The organism is Gloeothece verrucosa PCC 7822, assembly GCF_000147335.1.
Taxonomy (GTDB): Bacteria; Cyanobacteriota; Cyanobacteriia; order Cyanobacteriales; family Microcystaceae; genus Gloeothece; species Gloeothece verrucosa.
Window position 1 is genome coordinate 588,391 of record NC_014501.1, and the last position, 14,552, is coordinate 602,942.

Annotated in this window: 16 protein-coding genes and 1 tRNA gene; 10 read left to right on the top strand and 7 right to left on the bottom strand. The window is 41.3% G+C overall.

What is annotated here, in order from left to right; all coding sequences use genetic code 11:
- Nucleotides 1-157: 157 nt before the first annotated feature.
- The 3 genes from CYAN7822_RS02550 (at nucleotide 158) to CYAN7822_RS02560 (ending at nucleotide 2,927) form a co-directional block, all read left to right on the top strand.
- On the top strand, nucleotides 158-850 hold the full coding sequence (locus CYAN7822_RS02550) for a BRO-N domain-containing protein (protein ID WP_013320677.1): 693 nt from the start codon (nucleotides 158-160) through the stop codon (nucleotides 848-850).
- Nucleotides 851-1,012: 162 nt separating this feature from the next.
- Nucleotides 1,013-1,564, top strand: a complete 552-nt coding sequence (locus CYAN7822_RS02555; RefSeq protein WP_013320678.1) for a DUF488 family protein, N3 subclade — start codon at nucleotides 1,013-1,015, stop codon at nucleotides 1,562-1,564.
- A gap of 136 nt (nucleotides 1,565-1,700) precedes the next feature.
- Nucleotides 1,701-2,927, top strand: a complete 1,227-nt coding sequence (locus CYAN7822_RS02560; protein WP_013320679.1) for a hypothetical protein — start codon at nucleotides 1,701-1,703, stop codon at nucleotides 2,925-2,927.
- A 386-nt stretch (nucleotides 2,928-3,313) separates the two neighbouring features.
- Here CYAN7822_RS02560 and CYAN7822_RS02565 read toward each other — a convergent pair whose 3' ends face one another.
- From CYAN7822_RS02565 to CYAN7822_RS02580, 4 genes are all read right to left on the bottom strand, one after another.
- The gene (locus CYAN7822_RS02565) at nucleotides 3,314-3,571 is read right to left on the bottom strand and encodes a helix-turn-helix transcriptional regulator (protein WP_013320680.1); all 258 of its coding nucleotides are present in this window, start codon (nucleotides 3,569-3,571) and stop codon (nucleotides 3,314-3,316) included.
- A 193-nt stretch (nucleotides 3,572-3,764) separates the two neighbouring features.
- Nucleotides 3,765-4,886 (bottom strand): site-specific integrase, encoded by a 1,122-nt coding sequence (locus CYAN7822_RS02570; RefSeq protein ID WP_013320681.1) that lies wholly within the window; start codon nucleotides 4,884-4,886, stop codon nucleotides 3,765-3,767.
- Between the two features lie 141 nt (nucleotides 4,887-5,027).
- Nucleotides 5,028-5,101, bottom strand: a tRNA-Pro gene (locus CYAN7822_RS02575).
- Between the two features lie 65 nt (nucleotides 5,102-5,166).
- Nucleotides 5,167-5,685, bottom strand: a complete 519-nt coding sequence (locus tag CYAN7822_RS02580; RefSeq protein WP_013320682.1) for a hypothetical protein — start codon at nucleotides 5,683-5,685, stop codon at nucleotides 5,167-5,169.
- Between the two features lie 115 nt (nucleotides 5,686-5,800).
- On the opposite strand from CYAN7822_RS02580, the gene CYAN7822_RS02585 reads away from it, so the two are divergent.
- Both CYAN7822_RS02585 and CYAN7822_RS02590 read left to right on the top strand, forming a co-directional pair.
- Nucleotides 5,801-7,387, top strand: a complete 1,587-nt coding sequence (locus tag CYAN7822_RS02585) for a S8 family serine peptidase (RefSeq protein ID WP_013320683.1) — start codon at nucleotides 5,801-5,803, stop codon at nucleotides 7,385-7,387.
- A 174-nt stretch (nucleotides 7,388-7,561) separates the two neighbouring features.
- Nucleotides 7,562-8,143: a DUF8082 domain-containing protein gene (locus CYAN7822_RS02590; RefSeq protein ID WP_013320684.1), complete on the top strand. Its 582-nt coding sequence runs from the start codon at nucleotides 7,562-7,564 to the stop codon at nucleotides 8,141-8,143.
- Between the two features lie 112 nt (nucleotides 8,144-8,255).
- Here the strand turns inward: CYAN7822_RS02590 and CYAN7822_RS02595 are convergent, their stop codons facing one another.
- The gene (locus CYAN7822_RS02595; protein ID WP_013320685.1) at nucleotides 8,256-9,047 is read right to left on the bottom strand and encodes a GDSL-type esterase/lipase family protein; all 792 of its coding nucleotides are present in this window, start codon (nucleotides 9,045-9,047) and stop codon (nucleotides 8,256-8,258) included.
- A gap of 62 nt (nucleotides 9,048-9,109) precedes the next feature.
- Here CYAN7822_RS02595 and CYAN7822_RS02600 point away from each other — a divergent pair, with 62 nt between their 5' ends.
- Nucleotides 9,110-10,663 (top strand): cation:proton antiporter, encoded by a 1,554-nt coding sequence (locus CYAN7822_RS02600; protein WP_013320686.1) that lies wholly within the window; start codon nucleotides 9,110-9,112, stop codon nucleotides 10,661-10,663.
- Nucleotides 10,664-11,042: 379 nt separating this feature from the next.
- Here CYAN7822_RS02600 and CYAN7822_RS02605 read toward each other — a convergent pair whose 3' ends face one another.
- Nucleotides 11,043-11,720, bottom strand: a complete 678-nt coding sequence (locus CYAN7822_RS02605; RefSeq protein WP_013320687.1) for a potassium channel family protein — start codon at nucleotides 11,718-11,720, stop codon at nucleotides 11,043-11,045.
- Nucleotides 11,721-11,869: 149 nt separating this feature from the next.
- On the opposite strand from CYAN7822_RS02605, the gene CYAN7822_RS02610 reads away from it, so the two are divergent.
- From CYAN7822_RS02610 to CYAN7822_RS02625, 4 genes are read left to right on the top strand one after another with little or no spacing between them, the layout of a single operon-like run.
- Nucleotides 11,870-12,292: a hypothetical protein gene (locus CYAN7822_RS02610; protein WP_013320688.1), complete on the top strand. Its 423-nt coding sequence runs from the start codon at nucleotides 11,870-11,872 to the stop codon at nucleotides 12,290-12,292.
- On the top strand, nucleotides 12,289-13,509 hold the full coding sequence (locus tag CYAN7822_RS02615; RefSeq protein ID WP_013320689.1) for an NRAMP family divalent metal transporter: 1,221 nt from the start codon (nucleotides 12,289-12,291) through the stop codon (nucleotides 13,507-13,509). The genes CYAN7822_RS02610 and CYAN7822_RS02615 overlap by 4 nt, the downstream gene beginning before the upstream one ends.
- A gap of 1 nt (nucleotide 13,510) precedes the next feature.
- Complete coding sequence (locus CYAN7822_RS02620; protein WP_013320690.1) at nucleotides 13,511-13,870, top strand: hypothetical protein; 360 nt, start codon at nucleotides 13,511-13,513, stop codon at nucleotides 13,868-13,870.
- Entirely contained in the window at nucleotides 13,870-14,226 is a 357-nt protein-coding gene (locus tag CYAN7822_RS02625) for a hypothetical protein (RefSeq protein ID WP_013320691.1), read from the top strand. The genes CYAN7822_RS02620 and CYAN7822_RS02625 overlap by 1 nt, the downstream gene beginning before the upstream one ends.
- 14 nt (nucleotides 14,227-14,240) lie before the next feature.
- Here CYAN7822_RS02625 and CYAN7822_RS02630 read toward each other — a convergent pair whose 3' ends face one another.
- On the bottom strand, nucleotides 14,241-14,501 hold the full coding sequence (locus CYAN7822_RS02630) for a hypothetical protein (protein WP_013320692.1): 261 nt from the start codon (nucleotides 14,499-14,501) through the stop codon (nucleotides 14,241-14,243).
- Nucleotides 14,502-14,552: the final 51 nt, after the last annotated feature.

Below are 14,552 nucleotides of genomic sequence, written 5' to 3' on the forward strand. Positions count from 1 at the left end.
TTCGTACTTCAGACCCCTGTCGTCGAGTCGGTGGCGGACGAAAAAATGTAGCTGGACGCTATCCAAGTAAAAAAATGGGCTGTATTATCCCTCTTCCATCACTCCCAAAGTTTATGGTGCTATCGCCCTTTTTTGCTGATGAGTTAACAATAAACTTATGTCAGATCTTATTGTTTTCGGATTTGAAAACCAAGATGTTCGTTTTGTGGGTACTCCCGATAAGCCCGAATGGGTAGCCCAAGATGTCTGTACCGTCTTGGAAATCAAACGAACAAGTGATACTCTAAGAAATTTTGATGATGACGAAAAGGGTACGGTTACTATACGTACCCTTGGTGGTGAGCAAGAATTCTTAACTGTAACCGAACCTGGACTCTATCGTTTGATTTTCAAATCCCGTAAAGCTGTAGCCAAAAGATTTCAACGCTGGATATTCCATGAGGTTCTTCCTTCGCTCCGACGCACGGGAAGCTACAGCATTAACCAAAGCAAAGAGCCACCAAAAGCCCTAATTGCTGCACGGGCTATTAACGAGATTAACGAGTTAGTCGTCGATATTTCCCCTCGCCTGGCTCAATATCTCATCGATCACACGATTTCAGAAGTCCTCGAACAAGCCGCCTTGCCGGGGACGACGGAAATATTACGCGGAGTCGTGGAAATAGCGGAGGAAATGGGTTTACCCGTGAGCGCTCAAAACCGTTCCCAACTTGGTCGTTTTGTCAAAAATTCACCAGTTGGTCAATTAGCCATCCCTGAAAAGCGGCTAGTCAACGGGACAATGCGAGAAGTTCAGTGCTACCCCGACACTGAGGCGGTTCGTAATATCATCCGTTCCTTCTTTTCTTAATATTGTTTTTGGTAATTAGCTCCTTGTTTCTTGGCTTGACAAAACTGTTATTTGTCTCGTTGAAACGAGGAGCTTATTTTATTGGCAGTTAGCCGTTAGCCTCCTGACCAACAATAGAGCGTTAACACGCTTGTCGGCGGAATGTAGCATAAGAGGTGACAAATGATTTACACAGCGTCATACTTTGAGCCTCATCGCCATCATGGTCAACTGTTTTCGATTTCTCGCAGCATTCCTCACAATTTTCGGGTTGATGGTCGTCTAGAGTTTTTCGTTCCGAGTGCTGATTTACTGCAAGATTGGAAGCAAAAACGGATTAACGAAGAAGAATATACCAGTCGTTACCGAGAGGAGGTTAAGGCTAATTTTCCAGTTATCAAGGTATGGCTGGCCAATCTAGACCCCAAAAAACATATCACCTTGCTCTGTTGGGAACGAAGCGGTATGGATGAAGCCCTCAAGCACTGGGAAAAAACTGGTAAGTGGAAACATGAAAGACCTTTTTGTCATAGAAATCTGGTCATTAAAATCGTTCAAAAATTCAGACCCGATTGCTATGGCGGTACAGACATCCTCAAGGTGTTAATGCCTATTTGCCGAAACTGCCTAACCGAAGTTATTCCGGCTCTAATTACCGAGGGTTTTGACGACGCGCACTACTGTCCTAAATGTCGAATTTGGACAAAACAAGTTCTAGAACCCGAATGTGCCTGAATTTCGCAACGCCGCCCCTTTGAAAAAAACAATCAAATGTGTTCCTTCCATAACGAGCAGTCTCAAGTGGGCTGCTCTTTTTTTAGCCCGATTACCACTTATTACACTCCATTAAACTTAAAAAGAGGAAAAAATTATGTTAGCCGTCTTAGGAGACTATTTAAAGCATCTCAATTCGGAAATTGAAACTTATGAGCAACTGATTGCCAGCAAGCGAGAAGAGGCTCAAAAGCTTACCCAACTTCAAGGACAAGTCGTCGAAGCGTTAGGACTTCTTAAAGGCATTGTTGATGAGTTAAACACTGTTGACCCAAATGTGATCGCTACTGTTAAAACCGCCACTTTACAAATATTCGACAACGGCAGCCAATCAGAGGAAGACTTATCAACAGATAACGATAATCCTATTGCCCATCAAGAGAATAACTCGCTTCTATCTTCTGAAAATCCCGTTAATAAGAGCGATCCCGATGAAGTACAGCTACGCCTCCAATTATTAACTCCTGAACGGGAAGATTCTTTAAAAGCTACTGAAATAGAAAATGGTTCAGAGATTGAAAGCGATGAAGACGAAAAAAACCTCTCTGATAGCGAATCTTCTCCAGAAGAGTCCACTTATATCAGGCTGTCTGAGAATGTCGTGTATCAGCCAGACGAGACAACGGTTTACGCTGGCATTAATGCTTATAACCGAGCTAAAGCCTGGGGTGAATGGCTCTGTTTTACTCATACTGTAGGCGATCGCTTTAAGGTTATCGACTCTAGCCGATCACAAGGTTACAGTTACGATTTAATTGTTTTCGGCATCCAACCAGAAGACGCTCATAGACTGGCTCAGGCTGATTTGAGCAAACAACCCAGTAATTCAGAAAATGCTTCCTGGCAACCAGTCAAACGTCACCCGCTACCCACACCACCCAAACCCCAAACTTGTCAGCCTGGAGATTTAGCTGTGGGTGACCTTGCCCGAAAAGCGGATGGACGGGAATATAGTATTATTGGTGTGAGCGATGATGGTTCTATAGTGAAAGTCGTCAATCAAGACAATATGGAGATGGCCTTTGCAGTGGGGGCACTCTATCTCGTCAAGAAAGCTGAATCTGGCAAATCTGACCAAAGAGACGAATCTGAGCCTGATAATAATTTGACAACAGTTACAGAAGCGTTCAGCAATGGTAAAACTCGTACCCCCAATCTAGAAATTGGCACTGATGTTTTGATCCATAGCCGTCGCTACCAAGGTAAATACGAGGGCAAGCAGGGAGTTGTAGTCGAAGAACCTACTAACCTTGGTGTAAAGATTGACATCGGTGAAGAAGCACCTATCTTTTTCCTCAATGGGGAAATTTCTGTGATTGACTAAATATGTTAAAGAGCAATTTTCGCTTGGGAAAATTGCTCTTTTTTGTATTGTCTTTTAAGGTAATTGACGTTCCTTTGAGTTATATTTTAAAAGCATTTATCAGCTTTTTTAAGTTCATTTCCCATCAGTCATTAACCAGTCAAAAGTCCACCGATGGGAGTTAAGGAATAGTTGAGGTGGAGTCCGAGGGAAGCAATTTTTCTTTCTGTTCGCTCCCATTGAGCTTAATTAGAACTTCGATGTTTTGTTGTGGGCTTCCCTAGGCTGCTATCGTTCTTTTGTTGGCTTGTGACTGGGGGTTAGAAGCAGAGAGCAAGCCGTGTTAATAGCATATATTTTTGTCGTCTGAGAAGAAATTGATTCAAAGAAAAACTTGTAAAAAATGTTCATTTTTTTCTGGGCTTTTTTTGATTGCTCAACAAACTAGCTTGGTAAATTTCTATTGCCCGTTGATGAGCGATTGGATCGTCACGATTTTGAAGCCAGTCTTGAAGGAGGTCAAGATTGTAACGGATACACCGACTGTTAAGACGAACCCAATGAATTCCCTCTACGAGCAACCCTTGTAGCCGATATCGCTTGAGTGTGGTTGCACTGAGCTTTAAATGTTGAGAAACCTCTTGTTTACCAACAAAATAAGTCATGACTTGTTCTTTTAGTCTGATACTGAATTTGATAACGTTATGAACGACAATATCAATTCAGAACCAGCACTTCAAGCAATATGGCATATAGCGATGAAAAATTCTTTTAAAAACAAAAATTCATGATTTCCTAGTTACAAATTAAATAAATAACTGTCGAAGTTAAGAGAAATTAATGCTAATAAAACATCTTCTACAATTCGGGTAATCTAGGTCTGCTATTTACCACACCAGCATAGTTTTCATAGAGCGTTTGAACATCATGGCCTGTTAGTTGAGCAACTTCTACGGGATTCATTCCTTTATCTAAAGCATGAGATATAAAAGTATGTCGCGTGTTGTAAGGTTTACGGTAATTTAAACCAAGTTGCTGCAAAATACTTACCCAAGCTCGGTTTCTAAAGTTGTGATCATCGATTGCACCTCCTTTGGAAGAGGTAAATACTAACCCTTCAGGATCGGGATTTGCAGGTCGCCTCGCTAAAAGTATTTGTTGTAATTTAGGAGTGAGGGTGATAGTCCGCTCACGATTGGTTTTCGTGCTTTTTCTGACACCACGAGTTAAAGACTCGCCAATCCATACAGAACTGCAATCATCATTAAGATGCTTCCATCGCAAGCCAATCGCTTCTGCGGTACGACAACCTGTCCTAAAGAGAAATTCTACATAGTCAGCATAATAACTGTAATATTGATCGGTTCTAAAAGCATCAATGATTGCTTTTATTTCCTCACTGGAAAAGGGTTTAGGTCTTTGCTTAGGGGGCACTCGAACTCTAGAAACCATATCTATCCAAGGATTAGTATCTAAATACTGCTGTTTTATACCCCATTGCCAAGCAGCCCGAATTAAAATAAGACGTTCTCGACAGACAATTGGCGAAACACCTCGGTTATTTATCCATTCAAGGAATTTTTCAGCATCTTTTACATCAATTGTAGAGGCTAATTGGTTTGGAAACAATGATTTTAGATATCCAAGGGTAGCTCGATATTTGTCCAGGCTTGTTGGAAGTAATGCCTTAGCTTTACTATCCATAAATTTTTCAAAGAGAGTGACTACGGTAAGTTGGCTAGTGCTTTGAATATGAGGTTTATATTTTTTTAAAGTCGCGTCAAAGTTACCAGAAGCCATATCGAGTTCGATCACCGTTGCTTTTTGTTGTGCGACTTTACGGTTGACTTTAGAATCAGGCAATCCGATGGAGAGAGCGTAACGTTTGCCTTCAAAGCGCCATCTTAGACGTAACCGACCCTGGAAGTCTTCTATGGAGACAGTTCCTTTAGAGGCTTTTTTGCCAGTTGGAGCTTGCATTTTTTATACCCAACTCATACCCAAATGATAACTAAAATGACCAAAAATGGCTCAACGGTGTTGAAGATTTACCGATAGTTTAAGACCCCCAAACCCCCTTAAAATGGGAAAAAACCCGCATTTAAAGCGAGTTTTCCTCAATCGGAGCGGCGGGATTTGAACCCACGACCCCTACTACCCCAAAGTAGTGCGCTACCAAGCTGCGCTACGCCCCGATATTCACAGATTACTATTATATATCCATTTCTCTAAAAAAAGCAAGCCCCCATCGGAAAAATTTTTAGCTAAACCAGATCAACCCGCCAATGGTCAACAAAGCGGCTAACAAAGCCACCCAAATAAACTTATTATCTTGAGCATTCACCCCAGACTGCTCAACCGGTTTGATCGCTGGTGGGGAAGGAGTAGAACGCGAAGGAGAACCACTACTATTGAGATATTGAACAGTCTCAGGAGTCTTAGCTAAATCCGGAATTTCCGTCATCCATTCTTTAGGACGATTTAAGCGAGGCGCTTCCAAAATATAGAGTAAGCGTTGTGCCTGTTTACGGATTTCTGGGTGGGGATATTGAGTCAGTTGACGGCACAAAGACAGTCCATCTTGTAATCTGCCGGCGGCTTGATAAGCGGTAACTAGCCAAATTTTGACCTCGCCACTGATACGAGTACCCGGCACGCTTGCCTGATTGGCTAGTTCTAAATACTGTACACTAAGACGGTACTTGCCCTGTTCAAAGGCCGTAAGTCCGGCTTGGTAATTCTGGTTAAACTCTTCTTGCTTTTGTTGCTTTAAATCCATCACCAAAAAACTGACCAACAAACAATAGATAAAATTCTAGGTTACAAATTAAACGAATGAATCTTGAGAGCCTATCATAGATATATTACAGAAGATAACTTTAAATTAACAATCTATGAGGCAAAAAATCGTCTGGCTGGCTTGTGGTTTGGTAGTTTCAGGATTAATCACACCTGCTTTAGCCTTGTATGACTCAGTGGGAGAAGAAGGGATTTATGCCGATCTGTTACAGGCCCCCCCACTTAATTTGACTGGCCGCAAAATCGCTATCGGACAAGTAGAGATCGGACGACCAGGCAAATTCGGTTTTGATAAAGCTGTGGCATGGAATCCGGCTATCTCATTAGCAGGGCTTTTTTATCGTGATACTCCTGCTAAACCTAATACCTATGTGGACAACCATGCGAATATGGTCGCCTCGGTGATGGTTAGTCAAGATAAAAAACTGCGAGGAGTGGCTCCGGCTGCGAAATTATACTCGGGTGCGGTGGGAAATCTCAAACGCGGTGGACAACCTGAAGAATGTCTCACCAGTCAACATGTGGCTTTACAAAATAGTGGTGATGTCCGGGCGATTAATTTTAGTTTTGGAGAATCTTTACAACGAGATGGTCGTGTAGATGCTAAACTCGACGGCAATGCTTTGTTAACTCAATGTATTGATTGGTCTGCACGAGTTCATGATGTTCTTTATGTCATCGCCGGCAATCAAGGTAAAGGCGGTATTCCTATTCCTACTGATCAATATAATGGCATTACTACCGCTTATACCGCTAAACGAGAAGGACAGTTTGCTAAGGTAGACTTTGCTAACCTCAGTGCTTTACCTGAAGGCACCGGCAGGCGGCTCATTAAACGGGAAATTAATATGGGCCAGCGCCGCGCAGTCAGTTTAGTGGCTCCAGGCAATAAGATTCTCCTTTATGATTTAAAGGGTAAAGTGGTTGAAGTGAGTGGGACAAGCTTTGCGGCTCCCCATATTACTGCCTCGGTCGCTTTGTTGCAGGAATTTGGCGACCGTCAATTAAGACAGCATCAAGCTAATTGGAGTATAGACTCTCGTCGTCACGAAGTCATGAGAGTGGTCTTACTCAACTCCGCAGATAAGATTAAAGACCCTGGCAATGGCTTATTGTTAGGAATGATGAAGACAACCGTTGATAAACATAATCGCACTTGGTTAGACTCAGATGCTTACTCTAACCCCAAAATTCCCCTGGATATACAAATGGGTACAGGACATCTCAATGTGTTTCGTGCTTATCAACAATTTAGTGGAGGGCAATGGCATCCAGATAAACCTGTACCCTTTAAGGGATGGGATTATAATCAAGTATCTGCCGGGACTTATAACGATTATGTTCTCGAGCAACCTCTCAAAGAAAATAGTTATGTATCTATTACTCTAGCTTGGGATAGATTGGTAGAGCTTAATGATGCCAATGGAAATAACCTATATGATGTCGGCGAAACGTTTCATGATCGCGGTTTAAATAACCTAGATATTTATCTAATGCCAGTGGATGGAGGTGATGTCAATCAAAGTATCTGTCGTTCCACCAGTGATGTAGATAGTATCGAGCATATTTTTTGTCCTGTTCATAAGGGTGGCCGTTATAAAATACGGGTTCAATATCGTCAACAAGTTAACGAGAAAACTCAGCCTTATGCTTTAGCGTGGTGGACTGTGCCTAATAAATAAAAACATCTTGACAATTTGCCCCGTAGAGTGGGGTGCGGAACTCGTTCCGCACTCGGCCATGTCTTTACGGGTTTTGAGCCTTGAGTTGGAAGTGTTAATTTCAATCTCAATTTTGGGAATGCTAAGAATACTTACTAAAAATCCCCTATCACAAATATTGTTTATTTTTAGACTATGTTTTTTTTGCAAGCCAAAGATTTTATATCTGAAGATATTCTCAATGCAACCACTAATAAAGTCCTTTTTCAAGGTAAATGGCTGATCAAAAGCCGCTCTTTCGCTAAACACTTGCATCAAAAGGCGCTCACCGCTTGCCGAGAAGACTTAGAGGCCGGCAAATTGTCTATTCTGGTAGAAAGTCAGGTAGACTTAACGATTTGGATAGAAAAACCCGAAGAAGATTTAGGTCAAATGATCAAAACTTTATCTAATCCTTTATCCAACTTAAAAACCCCTGATCAGGTGACTAACTCAAAAACAGCAGGTTTAGTTGAACCGTCTATTTCACAAGAGCGCCTTGTTGCTCAATTTCCAACCTCACTTGAACCCGAGTTTATCGAATTTTGTCGCCTGCAACTGATAGAGTATATCATTGCGCCCATCGCCGAGCGTCTTCTTGAGAGAACCTTGAAAAAATATCCTGACATAACACCTCAGCAATTAATTGAATTACTCGCCTCTAAAATTCCCTTTACTTTACCTGCTGAGAAATTTAAAAAAACCATGACCGCTTTTTATGAACAAGGTCAATTGTAAATATTTGTCAAGTATCGGTAACCCAGTTTTACATCAACAGTAAGATTAAGGTAAGTTTAAGGAAAGATTAATGATGAAGACTTTAGCGTTACCTCTGTTTATAGAAACGGGATTATCTATTGCTGTTTTCCTGCTGTTGATTATTTTGTTGGCCTAATTTTTTTAGAAATGGCTTGATTGCCTCGTACCATTTTTGAGCCATTTTTTCTTGACCTTGCGGATTGGGGTGTGCCCAGTCAAAGGTATCAGTATGGGGTTTATGCGGATCTTCGATCCAACCTTGATAAAAAGGTACAGTCATGACGGGTGATTCTTCTGTACTAAGTTCAGTGGCCATTGCTTCTACAAGAGGTCGAATCTTTAAGGCAGCACCATCATTAAAATTAAGATGTCCCACAAAAATCACCACCCTTGGGTTAACCTTTCGCAGCATAGCAATAATATCTTTTAGCGGCTCTATAATGGCCTGATTAAAATCACTGGCCTTTTGGTCATTAGTCCCCAGATGCAAGAGTACCACATCAGGCGGATGAGGATAAGTTTGAAGCCAACTGGCCAGATGATCTCGCACTTTGCTCGTCGTCCAACCATAATGACCTTCATGATCTCGGTCAAAGGGAACAGTTTTACAGTCTGGCCAGGTAGCTTGGGGATCAAGTCCTGTTTTAAGTGAACCGATGAAGTCTACATTTATGCCTCGTTCACGGAGCATACAATAAAGGGGATAGCGGTAGGTGTATTCCTGGCGTTCTCTGCGTCCCCCTTGGGTAATAGAATCTCCTAGTGGCAGAATGCGGATAACATCAGCAACAGCGACATAATTATTGATGCCAAACCACACTGATAAACCTCCAGCTAAAAATCCTAACACCTCAACCCAAATAAAAACAATTTTTCGCAACATTATTATAGGCAGAACTCTAACAACAAGGATAAGATCAATCTGGCTTTCATAAGTTGACCCAGATGAATGTTGCTCAATTAGTTTCGGTTTTAGTGATTCTTTTATTGGTGGCTACTGGGATAGCTTTAGCGTCCCAATGGCTGAGGATTCCTTATGTTAGCGGCTTAGTTTTAGCTGGATTAGCGATTGCCGAACTTTTACCCGATGAAATTGGATTAGATGATGCTTTAATTTTAAATGTATTTTTGCCGATTCTCATTTTTGAAGCCGCCATTAATACCGATATTAGCCGTCTTCGTACCACCATTAAACCCGTTGCTATTTTAGCCGGGCCGGGTGTCATGCTATCTTCTGGGATCACCGCCATTGTCTTGAAGTGGGGACTAGGACTTCATTGGACACCTGCCTTATTGCTGGGAGTCATTTTAGCCATCACGGATACAGTTTCTGTGATTGCTGTTTTTAAAGAGATCCCTGTTCCTTCGAAATTAACCACCATTGTAGAAGGAGAAAGCTTATTTAATGATGGCGTAGCTTTAGTGCTATTTACCCTGATTTTAAAATTTCATGCTTCTGGTTCCATTACTGTGGTGGAGGGATTACAAGAGTTTATCGTGGTGATTGTAGGAGGAACCCTTGTCGGTTTAGCCTTGGGATATCTCAGTATCGGTTTAATTGTTCGCTCAGATGAGCCATTAAGAAATATTTTACTCACCGGAGCAGTGGCATTAGGCGCTTTTCAAATCGGCCATTCATTAGAAGTATCAGGCGTAGTGGCCATTGTCGTTGCAGGACTAATTATCGGGACTGTGGGATTATCCAGTAATATTTCTGCTTCTACTCGCTTAACTTTATTAAGTTTTTGGGAATGTGCGAGTTTTGGCGTTAATAGTTTAATTTTTTTACTGATTGGTTTAGAAATCAATCTAACGACTTTATGGAACACTTTACCGGCTGTAATGCTGGCCATTGTGGCCTATCAACTTGGTCGTTTACTCTGTGTTTATCCCCTACTAGCACTAATCAATCGATTTGACCGTCCTATTCCTCTGCGGTGGCAGCACGTGTTATTTTTAGGTAATATCAAAGGCTCTCTGTCTATGGCACTTGCTTTAAGTATCCCCTCATCCATAGAAGCAAGAGAAGAAGTCATCGCTATTGTATTTGGCGCAGTTTTATTATCTCTAGTCGGACAAGGAATCAGCTTACCTTGGTTAGTAAAACAGTTAAATTTGTCTAAAGTTTCTTTTCCAGAACAACAGATTGAAGATTGGCAAGCGCAACTCATTACCGCCAAAGCCGCACAAGATGAATTAGATAGTTTGTTAAAAACAGGGATCTTACCTAAATCTATTTTTGAGGAAATGCGAGCGGCTTATCAGGTACGAGTAGCCGCAGCCGAAAAGGCTTTACGAGAGTTTTATAATCGTCGTAATAATGACTTAAAATCTGAAAAACAACAACAAACAAAATTAGAATCTATCCGTCGTCGCTTATTGTTAGCTGAAAAAAACGCCCTTAATGAGGCAAGACGCAAGGGTATTTTATCAGATATGATTGTGCAAGTAAGGTTGAAAACTATTGATGAGCAATTGTTGAATTTAGATGATCATTAAAAAAATAGGAAAAGGCAACAGGCAACAGGGAACAGGGAACAGGGAACAGGGAACAGGGAACAGGAAATGCTTTCAAGGCTTTTACATTTCTTAACATCATGTACAAAGAGTGGCGCGGAGCTAGGCTTTATCTATGTCCAGGTACTTAACTAATGATTAATCACTAATAACTAATAATTAATAACTAATAACTAATAACTAATAACTAATAACTAATAACTAATAACTAAGGCTCTTTCGGCCTCGTTGGGAAAAATGTTTATGGAGATACAATATTGTATTTGGTGGGTTACGGCGCGGACCAAAACTTATCTCTTTTTCATGAAAATCATCACCGCGCCTAACCCACCCTACGAATCTAATGACTAATGACTAATGACTATTTACATTGTTCGATAAAATCAATAACTTGATGTAACAATCCCGGTTTTGTAGCCACTAAAACTGTTGAACCGGGTTCGACTACGGTAGAACCGTTAGGAATAATCAATCTTTCATGGGGATGGGGTTGATAGCCTATAATTAGAGAATCCGAAGGAAATCGGGGATTTTGAGCAATTTCTGCAATACTTCGACCCACAATATAGCAATTGTCAGGAATCGCTAACTTTAACACTTCAATCTGTCCTTGCTCAAAGTGCATCATCGATTCTACTTGCGGATATTCAATCGCATTCACGAGGGTTGAAACCGCTAATTCAATTGCTCCAACAATACGATGCGCTCCCGCCAGCCGCAAGGGTTCAGCAAAATCACTGTGGCGCATTCTCGAGAGAATATAAGGAACTCCGTAGTGTTTAGCTAAAGTCACTAAAGCTAAGTTTAAAGCATCATTGCGGAGAGCCGCCACTAGAGCATCTGCCTTACGAATGCCGGCTTCTAACAAGACTTCTGTTTTGACAGCACTTCCCTCAAAAGCCATTGCTCCCACTTGTTCACGAGCATAACGACAAGCTGATGGGTCTATGTCAATAATAGCCACAGTATGGTCGAGTTCTACCAATTTTTGAGCCAAGCTTATGCCGACTAAACCGGCTCCCCCAATTAATACATACATAATTATTTTAATGGTTACCCTTATAGTTGTTAGTTTAATCGATCCATGAGCAAAAAATCCGCTTGTATTTCTATCTTTTGGAGAATCCCGCCCTAAAAACTAATTGATAAAATTCAAGTAATAGCTTTTAAAAAAAGGAAAAATTGGCTATGCAATCCCACAGCTTTTGGGGGTTCATGCTGCTGATCTTTACAGCAAGCGGCTGTAGTAGTCAACCTTCTACAGATAAATTTGTTCAAGAGATGAAAACTGTAACATCTTGGGCGGCAACGTCTCAAATGGTAGGCGATGCTTGGCTAAAACAAGATGTTCCAACGGTTTATGCTAAACTTACCCTAGAAACGGCTCAAGAAAAGCTGCAAAAAGAAGCTGAAACCCTCAACAAAGTAACTCCTTTTCAACAAAAAACCCGAGTCTTAAATCAATTACAACAACTCGAAAAAACGGTTACTCGTATGGCCATTGCAGTCAATAACAAAGATAACCCGGCAGTGAGTCAACAAGTACAAATTTTGTCGACTCATCAACAGGCGCTACATTCCTTAATTAAAGAAACAGGTGGACAACCATGAAACCTCAGAAAATTCTTGAAGTAGGCCTTGGTATCCTCACCAGTATCGGCGGTTTTTTGGATGTGGGAGCGATCGCCACTTCAGCCCAAGCCGGCTCATCTTTTGGGTTCCAACTCATTTGGGCAATTCTTCTCGGTACGGTTTGCGTGATTGTTTTGGTAGAAATGTCTGGGCGTTTAGCCGCCGTTAGTAAACATACGCTGATAGATGCTGTACGAGAACGTTTAGGATTTCGTTTTTTAATTATTCCCCTCATTGCAGAAATTATCGTTGATTTGTTGGTGTTAGCGGCTGAGATTGGCGGCGTTTGTATTGCCTTGCAACTGGTAACCGGCATTAGTTTTCAATGGTGGGCTTTGCCGGTGGCTTTTTTGATTTGGTTACTGCTTTGGAAAGGTAACTTTAGTATTATTGAAAATGGCGTGTCTGTTTTAGGATTGATTACCCTGGCTTTTGTTTTTGCCACCATTAAACTACATCCCTCTCTAACACAATTAGGGTCGGGTTTATTACCGAGTTTACCTAAACAAGATACCCCTCATTATTTATTTATAGCGGTTAGTATTTTAGGGGCTTTAATTAGTCCTTATTTATTTTATTTCTATTCATCGGGAGCAGTAGAAAATCGATGGAGTGAAGAAGATATCTCCATTAATCGGGTGGTGGCGGTTTTGGGGATGGGATTTGGAAGTATCGTCTCTTTGGGGGTGTTAATTGTAGCCGCCCTGGTGTTTTATCCTAACGGTATTCAAGTTGACCAATATGAACAAGTGGCCTTAATTTTAACCCAACCTTTAGGCTATTGGGGTTTTGTCCTCTTTGCCGCTTCTCTGGGAATTACCTGTTTTGGTGCGGCGCTAGAGGTGAGTCTCGATAATGCTTACATCGTCTCTCAAGCTTTTGGTTGGAATTGGGGGGAAAATTTACGCCCAAAACAAGCCGCGCGTTTTTGTCTGGTGTATTCAGTGTTGCTTTTTTTGGCTTCAATGTTAATGGTAATTGGTATTGATCCTTTACAATTAACTCTTTTTTCTATGGCCCTGACGGCGGTTATTTTACCATTAGTGGTTATACCTTTTTTGATCATTATGAATGATGAATCCTATATCGGTAATCATCGTAACCATTGGTTAAATAATACTATTGTCATTTTTATTATTGCCTTAACCTTTGTTTTGGCAGTTGCCGCTATTCCGTTAGAAATGCTAGGAGGTTGAAATGGACTTATTTCGAGATGTATTAGACAATCAGTTAGTTGACTGTAATCAACGAAAAATGGGCAGAGTCGACGGGATAGTGGCTGAATATCCAGATAATCAACCCCCACGCCTAGCTTATATTGAGGTAGGTTTGCCAGTTGTAGCAAGGCGGCTTCATCCGGGTTTGGCCCGTTGGTTGCTTAATATTCAAAGTCGATGGGGAGCAAAACAGAGGGAACCTTTTCGCATTCCTTGGTCAAAAGTTGTGGATGTGGGAATTGATGTAGATGTAGATCTAGATGCTGAAGAGACAGCCGCTTTAGTTTATGAACAGTGGTTGCGAGATCATGTTGTGAAAAAAATTCCAGGAGGCAAATAATGGCAACCCGTGAAATTCATTTAGAATTGTTACTCGGTAAACCCGTGAAAGACGCGACCGGAAAATCTATAGGACGAATTGAAGAAATACGGGTGCAACAACAAGGGAATGAATGGGTGATTAAAGAATATTTAATCGGAACCATCGCTATTTTAGAACGTTTATCAGCTTGGACAGTTGGTTTAGGACTGTTACATCTGCTAGGAGCGACAAAAATTTATAATGGTTATCGCGTTCCTTGGGAAAAGCTAGATTTAAGTGATCCTAACCATCCCCGGTTACGCTGTACCATCGAGGAACTCAAAGAAATTCACGCTCAGATAGAGAAGGCGCAACAGCCAAAACCCACAGCTTAAAAATTCGTTGAAAATTAACTATGACGGTTAATTTCTTCTTGTAACCAAGGATCAACGGGTTGACCATCTTTGCGTTGTAATTCTATGTCTACCATTGTAGTTAGGTTAGAACCTGCCGGAGCCGGACGAGAGTGAAAAATGATATTGTAGGCATCGGGGTCTTGATTGCGTTCCCGCAACCAATCTTGTACCTTAAAAGTACAAAAGAAAGATTGTCCTTGCTCGAACATCCGAGAAATTTGCATTTGTAGGGTATAGGGGTCTAGTCGGGCCATAATGCAAGCTCTAATAAAGGAAGTTATTTTCTATTTTGGCAGAGAAATTGA

What these genes read in the sequence shown, in the direction of transcription:
- CYAN7822_RS02550 (WP_013320677.1), top strand. Translation starts at nt 158, where the DNA reads ATGTCAGATCTTATTGTTTTCGGATTTGAAAACCAAGATGTTCGTTTT.
- CYAN7822_RS02555 (WP_013320678.1), top strand. Translation starts at nt 1,013, where the DNA reads ATGATTTACACAGCGTCATACTTTGAGCCTCATCGCCATCATGGTCAA.
- CYAN7822_RS02560 (WP_013320679.1), top strand. Translation starts at nt 1,701, where the DNA reads ATGTTAGCCGTCTTAGGAGACTATTTAAAGCATCTCAATTCGGAAATT.
- CYAN7822_RS02565 (WP_013320680.1), bottom strand. Translation starts at nt 3,571, where the DNA reads ATGACTTATTTTGTTGGTAAACAAGAGGTTTCTCAACATTTAAAGCTC.
- CYAN7822_RS02570 (WP_013320681.1), bottom strand. Translation starts at nt 4,886, where the DNA reads ATGCAAGCTCCAACTGGCAAAAAAGCCTCTAAAGGAACTGTCTCCATA.
- CYAN7822_RS02580 (WP_013320682.1), bottom strand. Translation starts at nt 5,685, where the DNA reads ATGGATTTAAAGCAACAAAAGCAAGAAGAGTTTAACCAGAATTACCAA.
- CYAN7822_RS02585 (WP_013320683.1), top strand. Translation starts at nt 5,801, where the DNA reads ATGAGGCAAAAAATCGTCTGGCTGGCTTGTGGTTTGGTAGTTTCAGGA.
- CYAN7822_RS02590 (WP_013320684.1), top strand. Translation starts at nt 7,562, where the DNA reads ATGTTTTTTTTGCAAGCCAAAGATTTTATATCTGAAGATATTCTCAAT.
- CYAN7822_RS02595 (WP_013320685.1), bottom strand. Translation starts at nt 9,047, where the DNA reads ATGTTGCGAAAAATTGTTTTTATTTGGGTTGAGGTGTTAGGATTTTTA.
- CYAN7822_RS02600 (WP_013320686.1), top strand. Translation starts at nt 9,110, where the DNA reads ATGAATGTTGCTCAATTAGTTTCGGTTTTAGTGATTCTTTTATTGGTG.
- CYAN7822_RS02605 (WP_013320687.1), bottom strand. Translation starts at nt 11,720, where the DNA reads ATGTATGTATTAATTGGGGGAGCCGGTTTAGTCGGCATAAGCTTGGCT.
- CYAN7822_RS02610 (WP_013320688.1), top strand. Translation starts at nt 11,870, where the DNA reads ATGCAATCCCACAGCTTTTGGGGGTTCATGCTGCTGATCTTTACAGCA.
- CYAN7822_RS02615 (WP_013320689.1), top strand. Translation starts at nt 12,289, where the DNA reads ATGAAACCTCAGAAAATTCTTGAAGTAGGCCTTGGTATCCTCACCAGT.
- CYAN7822_RS02620 (WP_013320690.1), top strand. Translation starts at nt 13,511, where the DNA reads ATGGACTTATTTCGAGATGTATTAGACAATCAGTTAGTTGACTGTAAT.
- CYAN7822_RS02625 (WP_013320691.1), top strand. Translation starts at nt 13,870, where the DNA reads ATGGCAACCCGTGAAATTCATTTAGAATTGTTACTCGGTAAACCCGTG.
- CYAN7822_RS02630 (WP_013320692.1), bottom strand. Translation starts at nt 14,501, where the DNA reads ATGGCCCGACTAGACCCCTATACCCTACAAATGCAAATTTCTCGGATG.